21 protein-coding genes are annotated in these 21,018 nt (G+C 62.5%); 12 read left to right on the forward strand and 9 right to left on the reverse strand.

Annotation, left to right across the window (positions count from 1 at the left end):
* Window position 1: 1 nt before the first annotated feature.
* Together ACSQ3Z_RS30990 and ACSQ3Z_RS30995 are read right to left on the reverse strand one after the other, a co-directional pair.
* On the reverse strand, window positions 2-682 hold the full coding sequence (locus tag ACSQ3Z_RS30990) for a DsbA family oxidoreductase (RefSeq protein ID WP_436175016.1): 681 nt from the start codon (window positions 680-682) through the stop codon (window positions 2-4).
* A 23-nt stretch (window positions 683-705) separates the two neighbouring features.
* Window positions 706-2,526: an extracellular solute-binding protein gene (locus tag ACSQ3Z_RS30995; protein WP_436175017.1), complete on the reverse strand. Its 1,821-nt coding sequence runs from the start codon at window positions 2,524-2,526 to the stop codon at window positions 706-708.
* A gap of 290 nt (window positions 2,527-2,816) precedes the next feature.
* Here ACSQ3Z_RS30995 and ACSQ3Z_RS31000 point away from each other — a divergent pair, with 290 nt between their 5' ends.
* The gene (locus ACSQ3Z_RS31000) at window positions 2,817-3,446 is read left to right on the forward strand and encodes an invasion associated locus B family protein (RefSeq protein ID WP_006199773.1); all 630 of its coding nucleotides are present in this window, start codon (window positions 2,817-2,819) and stop codon (window positions 3,444-3,446) included.
* A gap of 65 nt (window positions 3,447-3,511) precedes the next feature.
* On the opposite strand, the gene hspQ is transcribed toward ACSQ3Z_RS31000, so the two are convergent.
* Window positions 3,512-3,835, reverse strand: a complete 324-nt coding sequence (gene hspQ / locus ACSQ3Z_RS31005; protein ID WP_436175018.1) for a heat shock protein HspQ — start codon at window positions 3,833-3,835, stop codon at window positions 3,512-3,514.
* 322 nt (window positions 3,836-4,157) lie between these two features.
* On the reverse strand, window positions 4,158-5,369 hold the full coding sequence (locus tag ACSQ3Z_RS31010; RefSeq protein ID WP_436175019.1) for a UbiH/UbiF family hydroxylase: 1,212 nt from the start codon (window positions 5,367-5,369) through the stop codon (window positions 4,158-4,160).
* A 102-nt stretch (window positions 5,370-5,471) separates the two neighbouring features.
* Here ACSQ3Z_RS31010 and ACSQ3Z_RS31015 point away from each other — a divergent pair, with 102 nt between their 5' ends.
* From ACSQ3Z_RS31015 to ACSQ3Z_RS31050, 8 genes are all read left to right on the forward strand, one after another.
* Window positions 5,472-6,359, forward strand: coding sequence for a DUF2182 domain-containing protein (locus tag ACSQ3Z_RS31015; protein ID WP_436175020.1), 888 nt, complete (start codon window positions 5,472-5,474; stop codon window positions 6,357-6,359).
* A 15-nt stretch (window positions 6,360-6,374) separates the two neighbouring features.
* Window positions 6,375-6,989: a DUF1326 domain-containing protein gene (locus ACSQ3Z_RS31020; protein WP_436175021.1), complete on the forward strand. Its 615-nt coding sequence runs from the start codon at window positions 6,375-6,377 to the stop codon at window positions 6,987-6,989.
* Window positions 6,986-7,828, forward strand: a complete 843-nt coding sequence (gene pcsA, locus ACSQ3Z_RS31025; protein ID WP_436175022.1) for a phosphatidylcholine synthase — start codon at window positions 6,986-6,988, stop codon at window positions 7,826-7,828. Before ACSQ3Z_RS31020 ends, pcsA begins: the two co-directional genes overlap by 4 nt.
* A 41-nt stretch (window positions 7,829-7,869) precedes the next feature.
* Window positions 7,870-8,847: a quinone oxidoreductase family protein gene (locus ACSQ3Z_RS31030; RefSeq protein ID WP_436175023.1), complete on the forward strand. Its 978-nt coding sequence runs from the start codon at window positions 7,870-7,872 to the stop codon at window positions 8,845-8,847.
* 236 nt (window positions 8,848-9,083) lie between these two features.
* Window positions 9,084-10,661: an ABC transporter ATP-binding protein gene (locus tag ACSQ3Z_RS31035; protein ID WP_436175024.1), complete on the forward strand. Its 1,578-nt coding sequence runs from the start codon at window positions 9,084-9,086 to the stop codon at window positions 10,659-10,661.
* The gene (locus ACSQ3Z_RS31040; protein ID WP_436175025.1) at window positions 10,658-11,770 is read left to right on the forward strand and encodes an ABC transporter permease; all 1,113 of its coding nucleotides are present in this window, start codon (window positions 10,658-10,660) and stop codon (window positions 11,768-11,770) included. The genes ACSQ3Z_RS31035 and ACSQ3Z_RS31040 overlap by 4 nt, the downstream gene beginning before the upstream one ends.
* Window positions 11,770-12,690, forward strand: coding sequence for an ABC transporter permease (locus ACSQ3Z_RS31045; protein ID WP_006199782.1), 921 nt, complete (start codon window positions 11,770-11,772; stop codon window positions 12,688-12,690). The genes ACSQ3Z_RS31040 and ACSQ3Z_RS31045 overlap by 1 nt, the downstream gene beginning before the upstream one ends.
* A 49-nt stretch (window positions 12,691-12,739) precedes the next feature.
* On the forward strand, window positions 12,740-13,807 hold the full coding sequence (locus ACSQ3Z_RS31050) for a BMP family ABC transporter substrate-binding protein (RefSeq protein WP_436175026.1): 1,068 nt from the start codon (window positions 12,740-12,742) through the stop codon (window positions 13,805-13,807).
* A 45-nt stretch (window positions 13,808-13,852) separates the two neighbouring features.
* On the opposite strand, the gene ACSQ3Z_RS31055 is transcribed toward ACSQ3Z_RS31050, so the two are convergent.
* A complete protein-coding gene (locus ACSQ3Z_RS31055) occupies window positions 13,853-14,818 on the reverse strand; it encodes an acyltransferase family protein (RefSeq protein ID WP_436175027.1) in 966 nt (321 codons plus the stop codon).
* Window positions 14,819-15,325: 507 nt separating this feature from the next.
* Here ACSQ3Z_RS31055 and ACSQ3Z_RS31060 point away from each other — a divergent pair.
* Window positions 15,326-15,769, forward strand: coding sequence for a hypothetical protein (locus tag ACSQ3Z_RS31060; protein WP_436175028.1), 444 nt, complete (start codon window positions 15,326-15,328; stop codon window positions 15,767-15,769).
* A gap of 160 nt (window positions 15,770-15,929) precedes the next feature.
* Here ACSQ3Z_RS31060 and rimO read toward each other — a convergent pair whose 3' ends face one another.
* The 4 genes from rimO to ACSQ3Z_RS31080 all read right to left on the reverse strand — a co-directional run bounded on the left by rimO (window position 15,930) and on the right by ACSQ3Z_RS31080 (window position 19,293).
* Entirely contained in the window at window positions 15,930-17,246 is a 1,317-nt protein-coding gene (gene rimO / locus ACSQ3Z_RS31065) for a 30S ribosomal protein S12 methylthiotransferase RimO (protein WP_436175029.1), read from the reverse strand.
* 184 nt (window positions 17,247-17,430) lie between these two features.
* Window positions 17,431-18,117 carry a TerC family protein gene (locus ACSQ3Z_RS31070; RefSeq protein ID WP_436175030.1) on the reverse strand — a complete coding sequence of 229 codons (687 nt, stop codon included), beginning with the start codon at window positions 18,115-18,117 and terminating at the stop codon, window positions 17,431-17,433.
* Window positions 18,118-18,320: 203 nt separating this feature from the next.
* Window positions 18,321-18,728: a DUF930 domain-containing protein gene (locus ACSQ3Z_RS31075; protein WP_436175031.1), complete on the reverse strand. Its 408-nt coding sequence runs from the start codon at window positions 18,726-18,728 to the stop codon at window positions 18,321-18,323.
* 238 nt (window positions 18,729-18,966) lie between these two features.
* Window positions 18,967-19,293 carry a hypothetical protein gene (locus ACSQ3Z_RS31080; protein ID WP_436175032.1) on the reverse strand — a complete coding sequence of 109 codons (327 nt, stop codon included), beginning with the start codon at window positions 19,291-19,293 and terminating at the stop codon, window positions 18,967-18,969.
* A 55-nt stretch (window positions 19,294-19,348) separates the two neighbouring features.
* On the opposite strand from ACSQ3Z_RS31080, the gene ACSQ3Z_RS31085 reads away from it, so the two are divergent.
* On the forward strand, window positions 19,349-19,741 hold the full coding sequence (locus ACSQ3Z_RS31085) for an autotransporter outer membrane beta-barrel domain-containing protein (protein ID WP_436175033.1): 393 nt from the start codon (window positions 19,349-19,351) through the stop codon (window positions 19,739-19,741).
* Window positions 19,742-20,042: 301 nt separating this feature from the next.
* A complete protein-coding gene (locus ACSQ3Z_RS31090) occupies window positions 20,043-20,927 on the forward strand; it encodes a helix-turn-helix domain-containing protein (protein ID WP_436175034.1) in 885 nt (294 codons plus the stop codon).
* The last annotated feature ends 91 nt before the right edge of the window (window positions 20,928-21,018 follow it).

The raw sequence follows: 21,018 nt of genomic DNA on the forward strand, positions 1-21,018 counted from the left end.
GCTAGCTCGCCGTTTCCAACTCGCCTCGCGCCTTGGCCGCCGCGACTTGGCGGATGGCATCGGCAAGCGTGTCGGCGTCCTGCGCGCCCATCACCGCATATTTGCCTTCGAGCAGGAAGCACGGCACGCCGGTGATGCCCATGCGCGAAGCCGTGGTGATTTCGGTACGCACAGCCTCTACATCGGCGTCGGTCGGCAGCAGCGTTTCGACGACGGAGGCGTCCATGCCGGCTCCACGCGCTGCTTCGGCCAGCACGCCATGGTCGCCGATATTGGCGCCTTCCTCGAAATTCAACTGGAACAGGCGGCGCACCAGCCGGTTCTGCGCGGCATCGCCGGCAGCACCTGCCCAGCGGATGACGCGGTGGGCGTCGAGCGTGTTTGGCGCCACCTTGATGGCGTCGAAGGCGAAATGAATCCCTTCGGCCTCGCCCAGCGGCTCGATGCGGGCATGGATCTCACGGACGCGCTGCTCGCTGCCGAACTTGGCCAGCATGTAGGCGCGGCGATCCTTGCCTTCGGGCGGGATGGTCGGGTCGAGCTGGAACGGCCGCCAGCGCACATTGACGTCAATGTCGCCAACGGCGGCGATCGCCCTGTCGAGCCGCTTCTGGCCGATGAAGCACCACGGGCAGACGACATCGGACACAACGTCGACCGTGATCGAGTTCCCGTCGCTCATCTTCATCTCCTGTCTGGAAGGATTCAGTTCGCCTTGCGCCACCAGGTCGGCAGTTGATAACCGAATATGGGCGTCTTTTGCGGATGTTCCAGATAATTCCAGTAGGCGATCCACTGCTGGTCGTTGTGCTGCATCGGCACCATGTAGTTGCCCGAGATCAGCAACCGATCGAGAACGCGCACCGCCGCGACATAGTCTTCCTTCGAGCGCGCCCTCAGCATCGCATCGATCGCAGCGTCCACGGCCGGGTCGGAGACGCCGGCGAGGTTGAACGAGCCTTCAGCCTTGGCGGCGGAAGAGCCCCAGCGCCCGATCTGCTCGATGCCCGGCGACAGTGAGTTGTTGAAGCCGCTCGAGCCGATCAGCACCTCGAAATCGAAGCGCTGCTTGCGCGACTGGATCTGGTCGCCATCGAGGCTGCGGATGGTGACGTTGATGCCGATCTTCTCCAGCGTGCGTTGGTAGATCGCGGCGAGGCGTTCTTCATCTTGTGATGAAGTCATGATCTCGAATCCGAAGGGTTTTCCCTCGGGATCGAGCATGGTTCCATCCTTGACGCTGTAGCCCGCGGCCTTCAGCAGGTCGAACGCCGCCTTCAGTTCCTTGCGGTCCTGGCCCGAGCCGTCGGTGATCGGCGGCCGCCAGCTGCCGTCCATGACGTCGGCCGGAACGCGGCCGGGGTAGGGCGCCAGCAGCGCCTTCTCCCTGTCGTCGGCCGGATGGCCGAGCGCCGAAAGTTCGGAATTCTGCCAGTAGCTCATGGTGCGGTTGTATTTGCCGCCGAACAGGTTCTTGTTGGCCCATTCGAAGTCGTAGAGCATGCCCAGCGCACGCCGCACCACCGGGTTGGAAAATTTCTGCAGCCTGGTGTTGAACAGGAATCCGGTCACCACCGGCGGGATGCCGGTGTCGAAGGTTTCGGCCACCACCTCTCCCTTGCGAAAGGCCGGAAAGTCCATGTCGCGCTCGCGCTTGACCGGATCGGTCTCGTCGTCGATGGCGCAGATGCCTTTCTTGAACGCTTCGGTCTTGGCGTTGGCGTTCAGGAAATATTCGATGATGATCTGATCGTAATTGTCGAGGCCGCGCTTGGCGGGGACACCCTCGCCCCAATAGTCGGGATTGCGCTTGAACACGATGCGCTGGCCGGGCTGCACCTTGTCCACCCTATAGGGTCCGCTGCCGATCACCGGCTTCAGCGTCGTCTTGTCGAACGTCTCCTTGTCGAAGGCATGCTTCGGGATGATCGGCGTCAGCGCGATGATCAGCGGAAACTCGCGGTCGGCCTTGTCGTTGAAGGTGAAGCGCACGCTGTGGTCGCCGGTCTTTTCGAGCTTGGCGATCTTGGCCATGCGGTCGCTGTAGGGCGGGCGGCCCTTGTCGGTGAAGACGTCATAGGTGAACAGCACATCCTCCGGCGTCACCGGCTGGCCGTCCGACCATTTTGCATTGGGGTTGAGGTGGAACTCGATGCTCTTGCGCTCCGGATCCATGTCGGCGCTGTCGGCGAGCAGCCCGTAGAGGCTGAACGGCTCGTCGTAATTGCGCTGCATCAGCGGCTCGAAGACCAGATTGCCGTAGATCGTGTCCATCATGCCGCGCGCTGTGGTGCGCAGGCTTTTCAGGATGAACGGGTTGAGATTGTCGAAGCTGCCGACGACGCAATAGGTGATGCTGCCGCCCTTCGGCGCATCGGGATTGACGTAGTCGAAATGCGTATAGTCGGCCGGTAGCGCCGGTTCGCCCTGCATGGCGATGGCATGCCGCGGTTCCGACACGGCCGGCCGGAGCGAAACGGTCAGAAACGAGATCGCGGCGATCAGCCAAACGAGAACGCGGCCCATGACCGTCTCCTTGCAGGCGGCTTTGTGATTCGCTGTGCACCCTAGAGCATTTCAAGCAGGGATTGAATCGCTCTGCGGGAGAAGAGTTCGGCCTGCGGTGACGACCCTTGGCGCAGGACCTGAGCGCGGCATCTTCGCACCAAGAATCGCCGAGAACGGGCTGGATTCGACATCGCTGGCAGTGTAACACGCGCACCGAAGTCATGCTGTTGCCTCATTTCGGCAACAGGTAGCTGGACCACGCGGCACGAAGCGGCCGGTTCCGGGATCATTGAGAGGAAGTACACCATATGAAGAGCCTGAACAGCAACGCATACCGCCTTTCGGTTATGGCCGCAGGCGTGGTCGGCTTTCTGGGCGCTGAGCTTCCCGCTGCTTCGGCACAGCAGCAACAGCAGATTCCGCAAGGCTGGTTCAAGGCCTGCACCAAGCAGGAAGATGTCGATATCTGCAACGTCCAGAACATCGTCACCGCCGGCAACGGCCAGCTGGTCACCGGCGTCAGCCTGATCGAGCTGAAAGGCAAGGTGAACCGCAAGGTGTTCCAGGTGACGGTTCCGACCGGCCGTCTGGTGCCTCCCGGCATCGGCCTGCAGATCGACACCGGCAAGGCGCAGAAGCTCGACTACGTGATCTGCTTCCCCGACCGTTGCGTGGCCGAAGTGCCGTTGACCGACCAGCTCGTCTCGTCCTTCAAGAAGGGCCAGGCAATCACGCTCACCTCGGTCAATTTCCAGAACCAGCCGAACCCGATCAAGGTCGCGCTGACCGGCTTCAGCGGCGCCTATGACGGCCCGCCGCTGCAGCAGTCGGACATCGAGGACCGGCAGAAGAAGCTGCAGGACTTCGTGGCCAAGAACAACCAGGACTTCGCCAAGAAGCTCAAGGAAGAGCAGGACAAGGCGAAAGCCGCCAACTGATCACCGGGACTATCCCGGGCCATGAAAAAAGCGGGGCGTGCCCCGCTTTTTTATTGCCCCCCGCGTCAGTGTCTCAACTGACGTTTCGGCTGGTAGCGGCCATCGGGCCGCTTGTCGAACATCTCGCCGATCTGCGGATGCCGGATCGGTTCGCCCGACTGGTCCTCGAGCAGGTTCTGCTCGGACACATAGGCGATGTATTCCGTCTCGGAGTTTTCAGCCAGCAGATGGTAGAAAGGCTGGTCCTTGCGCGGCCGCACGTCGGCCGGGATCGCCTCGTACCACTCCTCGGTGTTGGCGAATTGCGGATCGACATCGAAGATCACGCCGCGGAACGGAAACAGCCGGTGGCGGACCACTTGTCCGATCGAGAATTTGGCCGTTTTCATCGTACTCACCACTTAAGTCTCTAAAGCAATTCCAGGAAAAGTGCGTAGCGGTTTTCCGTCCGGAATTGCGTAAAACAAACACCTAGAGCGGATTGGCGATTCTATCAAAAGCTGAACCGCTCTAGGACGGAGCAGGGACGCCCTAAGACCTTGAATCTACACAACCCGCCACCAAAATCGAGCCCGACTTTAGGGTGGGTGCCTATTGGCGCAGGCGCCCGGTCAATTCAATCCCGAAGCGCTTGACGTCTGGTCAAGCAACGGACCAGCCGGCAAAGAGGTTTCGGAACGGGGCAAGAATGTCCGATGTCGTCGGTCTTATTTACCGGCGGACCTGTTTCCTCAGGCCGCCGGCCAGCGCCTGAAAGCCGCTGCCCGGTCGCAGCCCCTCGCGCATGAAGAAGGCACGCAGCGGTGCGAAGCTGCCTAGCACGCTGAGACCGGCGCTGCGCGCCATCTGCGCCGGCAGCATGTCCGACAGCAGCGACCTGTTGAGCAGATTGACCGCGCCGCTGCGCGCCAATATGTCGGGCCGCCGCCTGGAATCATAGGCCGCAAGGCTCATCCGTGACCCCGGGTCGGATCGATTTTCGCAAGCGATTCCAATCAGGTCGTCGATATCCCTGATACCGAGATTGAGACCTTGTGCGCCGATCGGCGGGAAAACATGCGCGGCTTCACCGACCAGCGCGACGCGGTTCTGCGCGAAACGCCCGGGGGACGCCGCCGACAGGGGATAGACCTGCCGGCCAGGCTCGACGGACACCCGGCCAAGCATCGACTGCATCTGCTCTTCGACGCGCCGCGAAAGCGTGTCGTCATCGAGCGCCGCAAGCTCCTTCGCCGTCTCCGGTTTTACCACCCAGACAAGGCTGGAGCGGTTGCCGGGCAGGGGAACCTGCGTGAACGGACCGGTTTCGGTGTGAAATTCGGTCGAGGTGAAGGCATGCTCGCTGCGATGGCCGAAATTGAGGACTAGCGCTGCCTGCGGATAGTACCGTACGGAGGCGGGGATGCCTGCCGCCTCGCGCGCCGGCGACAAACGCCCATCGGCGGCAACCGCCAGCGATGCCGAAACCTCGCTGCCATCAGCCAATGTCGCATGGGCATGGCCGGCGTCGAGGCGCCAGTTTTCCACCATCGACTTCCGCCAGTCGATGCCGGAATGCGCGGCAACCGCCTTGGCAAGCGCTGGAAGGAGGGCGCTGTTGGGCAGGTTCAGCCCGAACTGCTCTTCGCCGATCTCGCTGGCGCGGAAGGTCACGACCGGGCTGCGGATCAGCCGTCCGGTTGCATCGACGATGCGCATCACCTTCAGCGGTGCCGCCTTTGGCCTGAGGTCGGCGAGCACGCTGAGCCGCTCGAGCACCGCGAGTGCAGGGTTCATCAGGGCGGTGGTGCGACCATCGGCGCCGGCTGCTTCCGGGCCGACCAGCGTCACCGGAAAGCCCGCCTCGGCAAAGCCGAGCGCGGCGATCAGCCCGGCCGGGCCGCTGCCGGCTACCAGTATCCGCGCTGTTTCCTGATGGTCCAATTTCGGCTTCCGGATCGCAATTGAGGCCCAACCGGCCGCCAACTTGTATAGGCCCGATCATGCGGCTTGATCAACGCGGCGATTCGGCCCATTTCGATTGCCATGAGCGACGACTTCAGCCATCTCGACCGGGCCGGCCGCGCCACGGCAAGTGTCGTGCGCAACCCCCGGCTGACAGTGACCGTCAGCGTTGGTATCGGAATCGCCCTTGCCTGGGCCATCCTAGCCGCGATGGCGATCCGCAGCGCCCAGGGCCGCTTTGCCGGCGCCGATGCGCCCGGCGATGCGATGCTCAGATATCTGCCGCGGCTGCCGCTGCCGGATTTTCTCGACCGTTTCTTCGCGCTTTGCGTCACGCCTGCGCCGCTTGCCGGATCGGCAGGGATGCAAGCCCTGGCGCTCATGTCGATGTGGTTCCTGATGGCGGTGGCGACGATGCTGCCTTCGGCAGCGCCCATGATCCGCACCTATTGCGAGATCGCCGACACGGCGCGGATCAAAAGCGAGCCGGTCGTCCACCCGCTTGTTCTGGTCGCCGGCTATCTCGGCACATGGCTGGTTGCGTCGGCACTGTTCGTCGCATTGACGCTCTGCGTCCACGCCATCGCTGCCTCCGGTCAGATGCTCGATCCGGCGGTCGGAACTGCCGGCGCGCTCGCCTTGCTGATTGCTGGCCTCTTCCAGTTCAGCACCCTGAAGGAAGCCTGCCTGACAAAATGCCGGAACCCGTTCTCGGTCCTGTTTGCCAACTGGAGCGCAAAACCCTTGCGCATCTTCAGGCTCGGCATGGAGCAAGGCGTGTGGTGCCTTGGCTGCTGCTGGGCGCTGATGCTGGTGATGTTCGCCGTGGGCGCCATGAACATCTTCTGGATGGCGCTGATCGGCCTGTTCACCCTGATCGAAAAACAGACGGCAGGCAGGATGCCAAGCCGTGTCGCCGGTGCGATACTGCTTGTGTGGGCAACCGCGCTGCTATTAGTCTCGGCCTGAGGGGGAGAGAATTCGATGAGCGACCGAGGCTGGGCGATGAAAGGAGAGCTCGTACTCTCCTGCAATTGCACGGTTTTTTGCCCTTGCGTGTTGTCTCTCGGCGGCCATCCGCCGACCGAAGGTTATTGCCAGACCTGGGCAGGCTTCCGCATCGACGCCGGCCATTTCGGAGAGGTCGACCTGTCTGGCCTCAATCTCGGGCTGATCATGGAAATCCCCGGCTACATGAGCCGCGGCAATTGGACCGCAGGCCTGTTCATCGACAAGCGCGCCTCGGTCTACGCGGTCAAGGCGCTGACCAAGATCTTCACCGGCAAGGCCGGCGGCACCACCTCGCTGCTCTCAATCCTGGTCGGAAAATTCCTCGGCGTCGAACAGGTGCCGATCAGCTATGAGACGCGCGACAAGACGCGCATCTTCCAGATACCGAAGATCATCGACGGGGCGGTGACGCCGGTTCCCGGCAAGGATCGCGAGAAGGATACGGTGATCAGCAACTCCGAATATTGGATCGCGCCCGAGATCATCGTGGCGAAGTCCGACAAGAGCAAGATGCGCGCCTTCGGTCGCAACTGGAACTTTGCCGGTCGCTCGGCCGAAATCTGCAAGCTGGACTGGCGGGGGCCGTGAGCAAAAACACATCGGCAAGGAAAACGGCCAAGAAAATTGCAGACCGAATTCCGCGGCCGAAGAAGAAAGTCACCTGGCCGCAGGCGCGCGCGTTTTCAGTCCATCTCCTGACCGCGTCGGGCTCGTTCCTGGCCTTCCTGTCACTGGTCGCCGCAAGCGAGCAGCGCTGGACGGCGATGTTCTGGTGGCTCGGCCTGGCACTGTTCGTCGATGGCATCGACGGGCCGATCGCCAGGAAGCTCGAAGTCAAGGAAATCCTGCCGACCTGGTCGGGCGAAATGCTCGACAACATCATCGACTATGTCACCTATGTGCTGATCCCGGCCTTCGCGCTCTACCAGCGCGGCTTCATGGGCGAAAAGCTGTCGTTCCTGTCGGCGGCCATCATCGTCGTGTCCAGCGCCATCTACTATGCCGACACTGGCATGAAGACGAAGGAGAATTTCTTCAAGGGCTTCCCGGTGGTCTGGAACATGGTGGTGTTCACGCTGTTCGTCATCGAACCGGGGCAATGGGTTTCCTTCGGCGTGGTGGTGGCGGCCGGCATTCTCACTTTCGTGCCGATCAACTTCATCCATCCGGTGCGCGTGGTGCGGTTGCGGCCGATCAATCTCGGCATGACGCTTTTGTGGTGCGCCTTTGGCGCTCTGGCGCTGGCGCAGGCAGCTCTCGCCGCCTTCTACGACCAGATCGGCGTGCTCGGCGAACAGGTCAGCGACTTCACCAAGATCGGCATCACCGTGACCGGACTTTACCTCGCAAGCATCGGCGCTATCATGCAGTTCTTTCCAAATCTCGGCTCCAAGCCCGGCGCCGGCAAGACCGACCCCAAAGACTGACAGCCGCCCCAGGCGAGCCGTGTCCCAAGAAAGACCAATCGATGCCCAAAGCAGTCCGTATCCACGCCCATGGCGGTCCGGAGGTTATGACCTATGAGGACGCCGATCCGGGGCAACCCGGCGCCGGACAGATCCTGATCAGGCACACCGCGATCGGCCTCAATTTCATCGATGTCTACCATCGCTCGGGCCTCTATCCGCCGCCCGGCGGCTTTCCGCTGATCCCAGGCGGCGAGGCGGCCGGCGAGGTGCTGGAAGTCGGTGCCGACGTCGACTGGCTGAAGCCGGGCGATCGCGTCGCCTATGCCGTCAATGTCGGCGCCTATGCCGAACAGCGCGTGGTTGCCGCCGACCACGTTGTGAAAGTGCCGGACGGCATCAGCGACGAGCAGGCCGCGGCCATGATGCTGAAGGGCATGACGGCCGAGTATCTTTTGCGCCGCACCTTCAAGGTGAAGCCAGGCGACACCATCCTGTTCCATGCGGCGGCCGGCGGCGTCGGCCTGATCCTGGGACAATGGGCCAAGCATCTCGGCGCAACCGTCATCGGCACCGCCAGTTCCGCCGACAAGATCGAGCTCGCCAGAGCGCATGGCTTCGACCATGTCATCAACTACAAGGAGCAGGATTTCGTCGCCGGCGTCGCCGCCGTCACCGGCGGCAGGAAATGCGATGTCGTCTACGATTCCGTCGGCAACGATACGTTCCCGGCCTCGCTCGACTGCCTGAGACCGCTCGGCATGTTCGTCAGCTTCGGCCAGTCGTCGGGGCCGATCCCGCCTTTCTCGATGTCGCTGCTGGCGCAGAAGGGCTCGCTGTTCGCCACCAGGCCAACGCTCTTCGTCTACAATGCCAAACGCGAGGACCTCGAAGCCTCCGCCGCGGCATTGTTCGACGTCGTGCTCAGCGGCGCGGTCGAGATCAGGATAAACCAGCGCTATTCGCTGAAGGACGCGGGCAGGGCGCATTCCGACCTGGAAGGGCGCAGGACGACAGGCACAACCATTCTCATCCCTTAGTCCCGTCTGCCTTGCTATCCATTAGAGCGACGTGCGTCCGCCTGGACGCACAAAGTACGCTCTAATACTTTGAACCAGCGCATCGTGCTTTCCGAAAATCGATTTCGATTTTCGGGCCGATGCGTTAGGTTTCCGCTGAAATTCTTGAAGCTCTTTCAAGTCGTGTGCCGCTTTCCGACGGGAGGCGGCAGCGCATACCATGCTTGCGGGAACACAGAACATATCTGGCAAACCAGATGGGAGGCACTGTGAGTGCAAATCATGACAGCACGACCCTGCTTGAGGTTCGTGGCCTTACCAAGATATTCGGCACGCTGACGGCGTGCGACCATGTCGATCTCAACATCGCCAAGGGTGAGATCCACGCCTTGCTCGGCGAGAACGGCGCCGGCAAGTCGACGCTGGTCAAGATGCTGTTCGGCTCGCTCGAGCCAAACTCGGGCGAGATCTTCTGGAATGGCCAAGAGGTCAGGATCACCAGTCCGGGCGCAGCCAAGAAACTCGGCATCGGTATGGTTTTCCAGCATTTTTCGCTGTTCGAGGCGCTGACCGCGGCCGAGAACATCGCGCTGTCGCTGGACGACGGTTCGCCGATCAGCAGCATTGCCGCCAAGGCGAGGGCGCTTTCCTATAGCTACGGCCTGCCGCTCGATCCGGAATCGCTGGTTGGCGACCTCTCGGTCGGCGAACGCCAGCGTATCGAGATCATCCGCTGCCTGCTGCAGACGCCGCAACTGATCATCCTCGATGAGCCGACATCGGTGCTGACACCGCAGGAGGCCGACAAGCTGTTCGAGACGCTCGAGCGGCTGCGCTCGGAAGGCAAGTCCATCCTTTACATTTCGCACCGGCTGGAAGAGGTGAAGCGCATCTGCGACCGCGCCACCGTGCTGCGCCACGGCAAGGTGGTCGGCCATTGCAATCCGCGCCAGGAAACCGCTTCATCGCTGGCCCGCATGATGGTCGGCAACGAGGTGAAGGCGGTGGTCCGTGCCCCGGCCGAAGGCATCGAGACCGCGCCTGCCCTGCTCGATATCCGTGCCCTGACCCGCAAGCCGGCAACGCCGTTCTCGATCCCGCTCAAGAACATCAATCTCTCCGTGCGCGCCGGCGAAGTGATCGGCATCGCAGGTGTGGCCGGCAACGGCCAGGGCGAATTCTTCGAATCCGTCTCCGGCGAGGTGCTGCAGCAGGATGCCGGCTCGGTGCGCATTCGCGGCAAGGACGCCGGCGGCCTCTCCATCACTGGCAGGCGGCTGATGGGCGCTGCCTTCGTGCCCGAAGAGCGGCTCGGCCATGGTGCAGCACCCCGCATGAAGCTTTCGGAGAACCTGCTCCTGTCGCGCCACGCCACCGACGGCAAGGCTTTTGTCGGTTCCGGCGGCATGGTCAAAAGCGCTGCGGTCTATAGCGCCGCCCAGCGCATCATCGAAGCGATGGACGTGCGCAAGAGCGCGCCGGATCCGGAAGCCGCGGCACTTTCCGGCGGCAATCTGCAAAAATTCATCGTCGGTCGCGAGCTCGACCGCAGGCCGAGCGTGATGGTGGTCAACCAGCCGACCTGGGGCGTCGATGCGGGTGCGGCCGCGCACATCCGCCAAGCCCTGATCGAACTGGCGCGCAGCGGCTCGGCGGTGCTGGTGATCAGCCAGGACCTCGACGAATTGTTCGAGATTTCGGACGCCATCGCGGTCATGCACAATGGCGAATTGTCGAAGCCGCTGCCGATCGCCGAAGCCACATTCGAGAAGATCGGACTGTTGATGGGCGGTGCCGAACCCGGCCACGCCGAACACACGCTGGAGACGGCATGATGCGCCTCGAACTCGTCAAACGCCCGCAGCGCTCGATGCTGTTTTCGGCGCTGTCGCCCTTCATCGCCTTCGGGCTGACGATCATCGCCGGCGCCGTCATGTTCGCGCTGCTCGGCGTCAACCCGTTGAGTGCGTTTCGTATCTACTTCATCGAGCCGATCAGCCAGGTCTGGCAGCTGCATGAACTGGCGATCAAGGCAGCACCCTTGATCCTGATCGCGGTCGGCCTGTCGGTTTGCTACAAGGCCAACATCTGGAACATCGGCGCCGAGGGCCAGTTCATCCTGGGCGCCATTGTCGGCTCGATGATCCCGGTGCTGTTTCCTCAGTTCGAGGGACCGCTGGTGCTGCCGCTGATGCTTTTGCTCGGCATGGTCGGCGGCGCCGCTTATGCGGCAATCCCGGCTTTGCTGAAGACGCGCTTCGGCACCAACGAGATCCTGACCAGCCTGATGCTGGTCTATGTCGCGCAGCTCTTCCTCGACTGGCTGGTTCGTGGCCCATGGCGCGACCCACAGGGCCATGGTTTCCCGCAGACCATTCAGTTCAACGACTCGGCCATCCTGCCGGAATTGATGCCGGACGCCGGCCGCGCCAACTGGGGCTTCGTCTTTGCGCTGGTCGCGGCGGTGGCGATCTGGATCCTGATGAGCCGCATGCTGAAGGGTTTCGAGGTCCGCGTGCTCGGCTCGAGCCCGAGGGCAGGGCGTTTCGCCGGCTTCGGCCTCAACCGCATGGTTTTCTTCGCCTTCCTGCTGTCGGGCGCGCTGGCCGGACTTGCCGGCATCTCGGAAGTCTCCGGCGCCATCGGCCAGCTGCAGCCGGTGATTTCGCCCGGCTACGGCTTCACCGCCATCATCGTGGCCTTCCTCGGCCGGCTCAATCCGCTCGGCATCGTTGCCGCGGGCCTGGTGCTGGCGCTGACCTATCTCGGCGGCGAGGCGGTGCAGAGCGCGCTCGGTATCTCCGACAAGGTGGCGCGTGTGTTCCAGGGCATGCTTTTGTTCTTCGTGCTCGGCTGCGACACGCTCATTCACTACCGCATTCGTCTGATCGGACTGGCCGCGCCGAAACTCGAGGCCGCGCCGAAGTTGAAGGAAGCCCGCTGATGGACATCACCGTCAACATCCTTTTGACCATCGCCACGGCGGCAACGCCGCTGCTGATCGCGGCGATCGGCGAACTGGTGGTCGAACGCTCCGGCGTGCTCAATCTCGGCGTCGAAGGCATGATGATCATGGGCGCGGTCGGCGGCTTCGGCGCCGGCTACCTCACCGGATCGCCATGGATCGGGCTGCTCGCGGCGGTCGCGATGGGCGCTGTGTTCTCGCTGCTGTTTGCCGTCATGACGCTGTCTCTGGCCACCAACCAGGTGGCGACAGGCCTGTCGCTGACGCTGCTCGGCCTCGGCCTGTCCGGCATGATGGGAACCAGCTTCGTCGGCCAGCCCGGCGAGCGGCTGCCGAACCTCGACATTCCCGGCCTGACGTCGATCCCGGTCGTCGGCAGGCTGCTGTTCGGCCAGGACCCGATCTTCTACATCTCGATCGCGCTGACCGCCGCCGTCATGTGGTTCCTGTTCAAGACCCGCACCGGACTGACGCTGCGCTCGATCGGCGACAGCCACACGTCGGCGCATGCGCTTGGCATCAAGGTCATCCGCTACCGCTATCTCTCGGTGATCTTCGGCGGCGCCTGTGCCGGCCTTGCCGGCGGCCACCTGTCGCTGGTCTACACGCCGCAATGGGTTGAGAACATGACCGCTGGACGCGGCTGGATCGCGCTGGCCCTGGTCGTCTTCGCCTCCTGGAGGCCATGGCGGGTGTTGGCCGGCGCCTACATCTTCGGCGCCGTCTGGATCGGCCAGCTTCATGCACAGGCTTTCGGCATTCCGGTGCCTTCGCAACTGCTTTCTTCGCTGCCCTATCTGGCAACCGTCGTGGTTCTCGTTCTAATCTCGCGCAACAAGCGTCTGACGATGATGAACACGCCGGCTTCCTTGGGGCAGCCATTCGTTCCGGATCGTTGACAATAACAAAGACGGGAAGCTCCAAGGCTTAACTCAGAGAGGTAACACAATGAAAAAACTGCTTATTGCCCTGATGACCACAACCGCCGCCCTATCGCTGGCGGTAACCGCCGAGGCCGCGGACAAGCTCAAGGCCTGCTGGGTCTATACCGGCCCGATCGGCGACTTCGGCTATTCCTACCAGCATGACCAGGGCCGCCTCGAAGTGGAGAAGGCGCTCGGCGACAAGGTCGAGACCGCCTATCTCGAGAACGTCTCCGAAGGCCCCGATGCCGACCGCGCTTTCGAGCGCCTGGCGCGCGAAGGCTGCAAGATCATCTTCGGCACCTCCTTCGGCTTCATGGATCCGGAAGTGAAGGTTGCCAAGAAATTCCCCAAGGTGATGTTCGAGCATGCGACCGGCTACAAGACCGGCGACAATCTCGGCATCTACAACGCGCGCTTCTACGAAGGCCGCTATGTGCTCGGCCAGATCGCCGCAAAGGAATCGAAGGCCGGCGTTGCCGGTTACATCGTTTCCTTCCCGATCCCCGAAGTGGTGATGGGCATCAACTCCTTCATGCTCGGCGCGCAGTCGATCAACCCGAACTTCAAGGCCAAGATCGTCTGGGTCAATTCCTGGTTCGATCCCGGCAAGGAAGCCGACGCCGCCAAGGCGCTGTTCGACCAGGGTGCCGACATCATCGTCCAGCACACCGATTCGACCGCTGCCCTGCAGGTGGCGGAAGAGCGCAAGCTGCACGGCTTTGGCCAGTCCTCCGACATGATCAAGTTCGCGCCGAACGCGCAGCTGACCTCGCTCACCGACGAATGGGGCCCGTACTATATCAGCCGCGTCCAGGCCGCGCTCGACGGCACCTGGAAGCCGGGCAATGTCTGGCTGGGCATCAAGGACGGCGCCGTCAAGCTCGCGCCCTTCACCAACATGCCCGACGACGTGAAGGCGACGGCCGAGGCGACAACGAAGAAGATCGCCGACGGCTGGAACCCCTTCACCGGGCCGATCGCCAAGCAGGACGGCACGCCGTGGCTGAAGGACGGCGAAGTCGCCGACGACGGCACGCTGCTCGGCATGAATTTCTACATCAAGGGCGTCGACGACAAGCTGCCGCAGTAAGCGCAAGAAAACTCAAACGAAAAGGGCGCCGCGAGGCGCCCTTTTTCATTCGGCGGGTTGCGCATCGGTGGAGGCGCGCCGAAATCGCGCCAGCGTGACCTCAACCGCGCGGCCAAGCCAGGTCTTGAGCGTGCGTTGGACCGGTCGCTCGAAATAGCGCCAGATCGCCCATGAAACAAAGAGCATGAGGGCGACGCAGCCCAGGGCGGCGGCCCATTTGCCGACCAGCGGTGCGACGGCATTGATCGCGAGATAGCCTATGTTCTGGTGCAGAAGGTAGAGCGGATAGGTCAACCCGCCCAGCGCCAGCGTCAGCGCGGACGGCCCGACATGGCTGCGCAGCAGAACGCCGCCGATCAGCATGGCATGCATCGCGAGATTGGCGATCACGAGATGTGGCTGCGAAACGGCGAGGCCATATTCGTTCAGCATCCAGTCCCGCGTCACCGATATCGTGCTGCAGGACAGCAGGAAGGAGGCCGCCAGCAGCAGCAGGGCCACCGGTGACCGGCCATGCGCATGGATATGGTGGACCAGTACGCCGGCGGCAAAGAACGGGCCGAACTCGGTGATCAATAGCAGCCTTATTGCGCGACTGCCGATGAAGAACTCGTTCAGCGCCGAGATCGCCAGCCAGATGAAGATCAGCTCCAGCTTGCGTTTCTGGAAGATGCCGGTGATCAGAGCGAGCGTCACCCATCCGTAGAAAACCAGCTCAAGCACGATCGACCAGTAGACGCCGTCCATGAACGGTTGGCCGAAGGCCGGCGCAAACATGGACAGGTTGGCGGCATATTGAGCGAAGGAGGTTGAAAACAGCGGTTCGCCGACAGAAAGGATGACGATGAAGGTGATCGTCATGCAGAGCAGAAAGCCCGGATAAAGACGCACGAAGCGCGCCATCGCGAACTGTTCCCAGTTGCGGCCTTCCGCCGACCAAGCGATGACGAAGCCACTGATCAGAAAGAACAGATTGACGCCGAGATAGCCGTAAATGGCGAGTGGCGCCATCAGCGGATAGCCCTCGACGAGCACCGCCAGGGGCCGCGCCGCGAAAGAAATAGTGGAAGATGACGACAGCCAGCGCAGCCGCCAGCCTCAAAGGTCCAGCGAAGCGATGTAATCCTGCCGCGCCGGTCTGGCGTGCATGCGAACCCCCGCATTGACAGTTTTGCAACCATTAATGCGGATCGCGGCCGAATGGGTTAAGACGCCGGAACTATCGCCGGTTGTAGTAAATGCGGCGAGGTTGAACGACGTCAGACCGCCGAGCCGTAGAGGTCGCAGGCTTCGCGCGGTCGATCTTGAAGGATCGCTCGACGGTCTTTCGCCAAGTGTTTGAGGCCCCGCCTGGCGCCGGCCGCTTTTGTGTGTTCCATGTCTTCGCGCCCCAGGCGCAAGGTCTCAGACACGGCTCCGTGACCGCCTTCACATACTTCAATGGCTTTTGCTTCCATGCTGATTAAGCGGCCCGGACGAAATCGGCCGGCGCGACAAGCGTCAGCAGGGGGAAGTCTCATGCAATTGAACAAAAAACTCTTAGCGATCATCGGGAAACGCATTCCCGCCATCTACGACGTCATCCCGCGCGGACCACAGGGGCGGCTTGTGCAAATCGCACTCAATCCTCAGCCGCTCCCGCCTCACGAACTGGGTGCCGCGATCGCCGACGAATTCGTCCGCTGCGCGTGGTTCGGCGAGCGAGGCGGGCTCGACATGCAAGCGTTGTTGAGCGACCTCGACGATTGGTGCCCCACGCGACCGAAGATACCGAAGCTTCCCCCGTGGTGGGGGCCATTTCCAGATCCGGAGCCGCGACCCGATTGGTTCGTGGACTTTCATTTAGGGTTTGCCGCACGCCTGTCGGTAGTCGCAGCCGAGTCGACGGACATGCGACTGGATAAGACCCTCGATCAGGTGATCGATCGGTCCCTGGCTGCAATCGAGGCGGTGAAGCTCTGACGAAACGCAACACAGGCTACCGAGGGGTGTGCCAGAAAATCTGAGGGCGCCGGGGAGGCGCCCTTTCGGCGGCTTCCGGTCTCGCAGGAAAGTGGCGAAGCGCACCGGGCCCGCCATAGATCCTGAGCCGGCTTCGTATCGCCCGTTCGAAATGTTGATTCTAAACCGCCGAGCCATAGAGGTCATAGGCATCGGCACGGTCGATCTTGACGGTGACGATGTCGCCGGCGCGCAGCGGGCGACGCGATTGGATATGGACCGAGCCGTCGATCTCAGGCGCATCGTATTTGGTGCGGCCCTTGGCAGACGTGCCGTGTGCCTCGTCGATCAGCACCGGCAGGCGCTTGCCGACCTTCTTGGCGAGTTGCGTCGCCGAAATCTTCTGCTGGCGCTGCATGAAGCGGTGCCAGCGTGCTTCCTTGATCTCCTGCGGCACCTGCTCGAGGCCGAGATCGTTGGAGCGCGCACCCCTGACCGGTTCGTATTTGAAACAGCCGGCGCGATCGGTCTTGGCCTCGTCCAGCCAGTCAAGCAGCATCTCGAAATCCTCGTCCGTCTCACCGGGAAAGCCGACGATGAAGGTCGAGCGGATGGCGAGATCGGGGCACACATCGCGCCAGCCGCGGATGCGCTCCAGCGTCTTTTCGCCATGTGCCGGCCGGCGCATGTTCTTCAGCACCTGCGGCGAGGCGTGCTGGAACGGAATGTCCAGATAGGGAAGGATTTTTCCCTCGGCCATCAGCGGGATGACGTCAGCGACATGCGGGTAGGGATAGACATAGTGCATGCGCACCCAGATGCCGAGCTTGCCCAATTCCTCCGAAAGATCAAGGAACTTCGCCCGCACCTCGCGGTCACCGAACACGCTGGTCTGGTATTTGATGTCGATGCCGTAGGCGCTGGTGTCCTGCGATATGACGAGGATCTCCTTGACGCCGGCCTTGGCCAGCTTCTCCGCCTCGCGCAGCACGTCGGCCGCCGGGCGTGAGACGAGATCGCCGCGCAGCGCGGGAATGATGCAGAAGGTGCAGCGATTGTTGCAGCCTTCCGAAATCTTAAGATAGGCGTAGTGGCGCGGCGTCAGCTTGACGCCCTGCGGCGGCAGAAGATCGATAAAGGGATCATGGCTTGGAGGCGCCGCCTCATGCACCGCGGCCATCACGCTCTCATAGGCCTGCGGCCCGGTGATGGCGAGAACGTTCGGATGCTTCTCGCGAATGACATCGGGCTCGGCGCCGAGACAGCCGGTGACAATCACGCGGCCATTCTCGGAAAGCGCGGAACCGATGGCGTTGAGCGACTCGTCGCGGGCCGAATCGAGGAAGCCGCAGGTGTTGACGACGACGAGATCGGCGCCGTCATGCTTGCGCGCGATCTCGTACCCCTCGGCGCGCAGGCGCGTGATGATGCGTTCCGAATCCACCAGGGCTTTCGGGCATCCAAGACTGACGAAACTGACGCGGGGGGCTGCGGACATTTGCGGTTTCCAATGGACGCGGGCCGGAAACCCTGAGGTCCGGCCCGGAAGTCCCGATGCATATCGATCTTGTGAGCTCTCGCGGGAGCCTAATTTGCGCGGCGCAATAGCACAGTTCCGCAGTCAAGCAAACCGGCGAACGGTTCGTCGCGACGCGAGCCGACCGCCCTGCAAGGGACCGGGCTCAATGATGGCTCGGTCCGAACCAGGGCGCCAGGAACGCAAACTGTTCGGGGAACTGCTGCACGGCACCATCCAGAAACATCTTCACCGCGACGTAGAGGATGATCAGGAGGCCGATATAGGCAATCCAGCGGTACTTGTGCAGGAGGCGTGCGACAAACGAAGCGGCAAAGCCCATCAGCGCAATCGACAGCGCCAGGCCGATGATCAGCACCGTCGGATGGTCCATTGCCGCCCCGGCGACCGCAAGGACGTTGTCGAGAGACATTGAAACGTCGGCAATGACGATCTGCCACGCCGCCTGAGCGAAGGTCTTGCGCGGTCCCTTGCTGCCAATCCTTCCGTCCTTGTCGTAGTCGACATTGGACAGCGATTCCGTCGCATCATGTTCCTGCTCGAGGGTGACACGCAACTCGCGCCACATCTTCCAGCACACCCAAAGGAGCAGCAGACCGCCGGCGATGAGGAGCATGGGGCCGATGGCGAGCAGCCACTGCGTGATCAGGGCAAAGAAGATGCGAAGCACGGTGGCCGCCGCGATGCCGACGAGAATCGCCTTCTTGCGCTGGTCGGAGGGAAGACCGGCCGCGGCAAGGCCGATGACGATGGCGTTGTCGCCGGCAAGTACGAGGTCGATGGCGATGACCTGGAGCAGGGCCGAGAGGCCTGCGGCGGTGAAAATTTCCATCGGCTGGAGGCCCTTTGCTTGTTCGCCGAGTGTCGGTCGTCGAATGTCCAGACGCCGTAACGTGTATGGTTCGTGCGCGTCAAGGGATTGCAGGGGACAATGTCGGACGCCTGCCTTGCCGCATCCGCGATACAAGGCAAGCAGCACTGTCGCCGAGGGCGGCCAAGGCCCGCAAATGCCAGGGGATCGGGGGTTAGAGAATTCTAATCGTAGAGATTGTACTTCGTCCAATCGGACTGCGGAATTTCGTCGCCGATGTGGTAGCGGAGCTGCAGCACCTGCATATGGTCCGGTGCGGTCTGGCACTTGAATTTCAGCCGATACCACTGCCCCTTGCTGCGAAAGGCAGCCCCTGGGCTTCTGATCGCGTCGGTACCCATTTCCGGGGTCGCGAAGGCGTAGGCGACGACGCGATCCGCCTTGAACTTGTGGTCGTCATGGGAAATCCGGTCCAGCACCTCTGCATCGCAGCGCTGTTCGAGTCGGGTCTGTGGATCGAGTTTCAGCAGGCCGGCGCGTAGCGCGCTATCCATCGCGCTGGCCGGCCACGCCAGCATCATGGACGCCAGCACCATAAGGCAGAGCTTTTTCATGGGCGCGACAAGCAGCATATTTCGTCCGAGAAATCAACCAAGCGCGATCGCAAGCTTTGCCCCGAAACCATCGGGAAAGCAGGCGCGGAACGGCCGGACGGCAGGGGGTCAAGTTCAACTCGCCTGCCAATTCCGCATGGTGTATATTCGCCTCCAGCACCTTCGCAGAAGGCGCTTGTTCGCGGGCAAGGATGATCTTCCGCCACAGCGTCTGGGCACTCGCCACGGGGGGATTGGATGTGAGATTGATCACATCTCACGCGCAGCAGATGCGAGATGATGCGCTGCGATCCGTGACGTCAGCACTGGAGGCGACAATGCGGGCAACCATTTCAATCCTCGTTCTGGCAGCAGCACTGGCGGCGTCGAATTCGTCGCTTGCCGACCCGGTCCAGTCGTCGGAAGACATCATCAAGTTTTTCGCCAAGACGTCTGATCTGGGCGCATCGCGCGGGATATGCGTTGGCGTGTCGTAGCTTCCTGACGTGCCGGAGCGGTCGACGTCCGTGTTGCCGAGGAACGCCGACGCGGCCACGAGCACATAGCTTGTGCCGTGACGATAGAGGCCATAGCCGCCGAACACGCAAGGCTATGCGGTAACCGGATCGGTCGGCCGTATCTTCAGCCTGACCGATCGGGTGCGCCTTGATCTGCGCGGCGGATTGTTGGGCGTCACGTTTACCGGTGATGCCTACACGGACGACTCCGACACGGATTTCGGAAAGAGCCGCTTGTCGTTCGGCGCGGTCAAATTCGATCCCGGAATCTATGCCGATTTTCTACTCGGGAACAGCATGGTGATCAGCCCCTATGCGCGGGCCGATATCCAGCAGCGCTTCGGTTATTCGAACACCGCCAGCGTTGAAGGCGTGGAGAGCGAGTTCGACGATGCGGACCTGTCGGTGGCGTTATCCTCGGGCTTCAATCTCAAGATGACGCAAGCGACCACGCTCAGCAGTGAAATTCGCGGCAAGTGGTCCGAAGACAGCTCAACCATCAGCGGCAAGCCGGGCTTGAAGATCGCGTTCTGACATTCAGCAAAGAGCGTTGGTTGCGGCCGGATCGAATCCGCCTTGATCCAAGCAACAACTCACAGCGGTGCTGCGCCGCTCGACTGCTCGAGATGGACCTCGCCGTCACCGCGGGAAGGGAGGCCGGGTGCCGGCGACGGGCATATTGCCGTGGTGGACAGCCCGTGCCTGAACACGGCTGCGACGCCATGCGCCGTAGCCACATCATTCTGCCGCGATCGGAACCATTCCGCGACAAAACTTGACCATTTTCATCAAGAAACGTACTGAAGCTAGAGTCTCGATCAGATGAGGGGAAAGCGTGTCCTTCGTTCCGCGCATGGAAAGCCGCATTCAGGGATTTTCCGTCATTGGCGGTTTGAAATGCCACGTCTGGGACGGCGCGGTTGCCGACCTCTGGGATGTTTCATGCGCGGACAAGGCGGAAGGCTTCTATGTCTCTCCCGACCCCCGGCTGTTTGTCGCGCTCGATGTCGACGGCGACGGCGCCTTCTTCGTCGAAGGGGCCAAGGGCGAGGCGCGCCGCCACGACCGGGCCTTTTCCATGGCCTATATTCCGGCCGGCGTGGCGATCCGTGGCCGGGTCGAGGGACTGCGCCGGATCAGGCATCTCGACCTGCATTTCGACGCCGCAGCCCTGACGCGCCGCTTCGGCCGCGGCCTCGATCGCGAGGCTTTGCAGGTGTCGCGCTTCCAGTTTCGCGACGACCGGATCGCTGCGCTTGCCGGCCTGATCGCCGCCGAATGCGACACTGGCCAGAAGCTGCATGATCTCTACGGCGAGGGCCTGCTCAACGCCTTGTTCGCGAGTCTTTTCCAGATAGACCGGCCGGTTGCCGCGCGGCGACGGGCGCCATTGTCCCGTCGCCAGCTGCGCCTGGTCACCGACTACATAGACGCGCATTGCCTGGACAGGATCCGTCTCGCCGACCTCGCCGCGCTGACCGGCCTGTCCGAAACCGCGACAAGCCACGGCTTCAAGGCGGCGACGGGCGTGCCACCGCATCGCTGGCAGATGCAGGCGCGGATCGGCAGGGCACAGGCGATGATGGCGCATGATGCCGCCTCGCTCGGCGACATCGCCGAGGCGACCGGGTTTTTCGACCAGGCCCATCTGACGCGGGTGTTCAAATCAGTCGTCGGAGTGACGCCGGGCGCCTGGATGAAGAGCGCCGGCCGCCAGTGACATTTCCGCAACATGACGCTGCGATGTCAGCCGTTTGGACAAGAACCGACAAACCGCCCAATTCCATCCAATGACCCGCAAATAAGTTGAG

Source organism: Mesorhizobium sp. LjNodule214 (genome assembly GCF_964252735.1).
Classification (GTDB): Bacteria; Pseudomonadota; Alphaproteobacteria; order Rhizobiales; family Rhizobiaceae; genus Mesorhizobium.

What these genes read in the sequence shown, in the direction of transcription:
- ACSQ3Z_RS31050 (WP_436175026.1), top strand. Translation starts at nt 12,740, where the DNA reads ATGAAAAAACTGCTTATTGCCCTGATGACCACAACCGCCGCCCTATCG.
- ACSQ3Z_RS31040 (WP_436175025.1), top strand. Translation starts at nt 10,658, where the DNA reads ATGATGCGCCTCGAACTCGTCAAACGCCCGCAGCGCTCGATGCTGTTT.
- ACSQ3Z_RS31060 (WP_436175028.1), top strand. Translation starts at nt 15,326, where the DNA reads ATGCAATTGAACAAAAAACTCTTAGCGATCATCGGGAAACGCATTCCC.
- ACSQ3Z_RS31030 (WP_436175023.1), top strand. Translation starts at nt 7,870, where the DNA reads ATGCCCAAAGCAGTCCGTATCCACGCCCATGGCGGTCCGGAGGTTATG.
- ACSQ3Z_RS31000 (WP_006199773.1), top strand. Translation starts at nt 2,817, where the DNA reads ATGAAGAGCCTGAACAGCAACGCATACCGCCTTTCGGTTATGGCCGCA.
- ACSQ3Z_RS31075 (WP_436175031.1), bottom strand. Translation starts at nt 18,728, where the DNA reads ATGCTGCTTGTCGCGCCCATGAAAAAGCTCTGCCTTATGGTGCTGGCG.
- ACSQ3Z_RS31045 (WP_006199782.1), top strand. Translation starts at nt 11,770, where the DNA reads ATGGACATCACCGTCAACATCCTTTTGACCATCGCCACGGCGGCAACG.
- rimO (WP_436175029.1), bottom strand. Translation starts at nt 17,246, where the DNA reads ATGTCCGCAGCCCCCCGCGTCAGTTTCGTCAGTCTTGGATGCCCGAAA.
- ACSQ3Z_RS31055 (WP_436175027.1), bottom strand. Translation starts at nt 14,818, where the DNA reads ATGGCGCCACTCGCCATTTACGGCTATCTCGGCGTCAATCTGTTCTTT.
- ACSQ3Z_RS30990 (WP_436175016.1), bottom strand. Translation starts at nt 682, where the DNA reads ATGAGCGACGGGAACTCGATCACGGTCGACGTTGTGTCCGATGTCGTC.
- ACSQ3Z_RS31015 (WP_436175020.1), top strand. Translation starts at nt 5,472, where the DNA reads ATGAGCGACGACTTCAGCCATCTCGACCGGGCCGGCCGCGCCACGGCA.
- hspQ (WP_436175018.1), bottom strand. Translation starts at nt 3,835, where the DNA reads ATGAAAACGGCCAAATTCTCGATCGGACAAGTGGTCCGCCACCGGCTG.
- ACSQ3Z_RS31035 (WP_436175024.1), top strand. Translation starts at nt 9,084, where the DNA reads ATGGGAGGCACTGTGAGTGCAAATCATGACAGCACGACCCTGCTTGAG.
- ACSQ3Z_RS31020 (WP_436175021.1), top strand. Translation starts at nt 6,375, where the DNA reads ATGAGCGACCGAGGCTGGGCGATGAAAGGAGAGCTCGTACTCTCCTGC.
- ACSQ3Z_RS30995 (WP_436175017.1), bottom strand. Translation starts at nt 2,526, where the DNA reads ATGGGCCGCGTTCTCGTTTGGCTGATCGCCGCGATCTCGTTTCTGACC.
- ACSQ3Z_RS31070 (WP_436175030.1), bottom strand. Translation starts at nt 18,117, where the DNA reads ATGGAAATTTTCACCGCCGCAGGCCTCTCGGCCCTGCTCCAGGTCATC.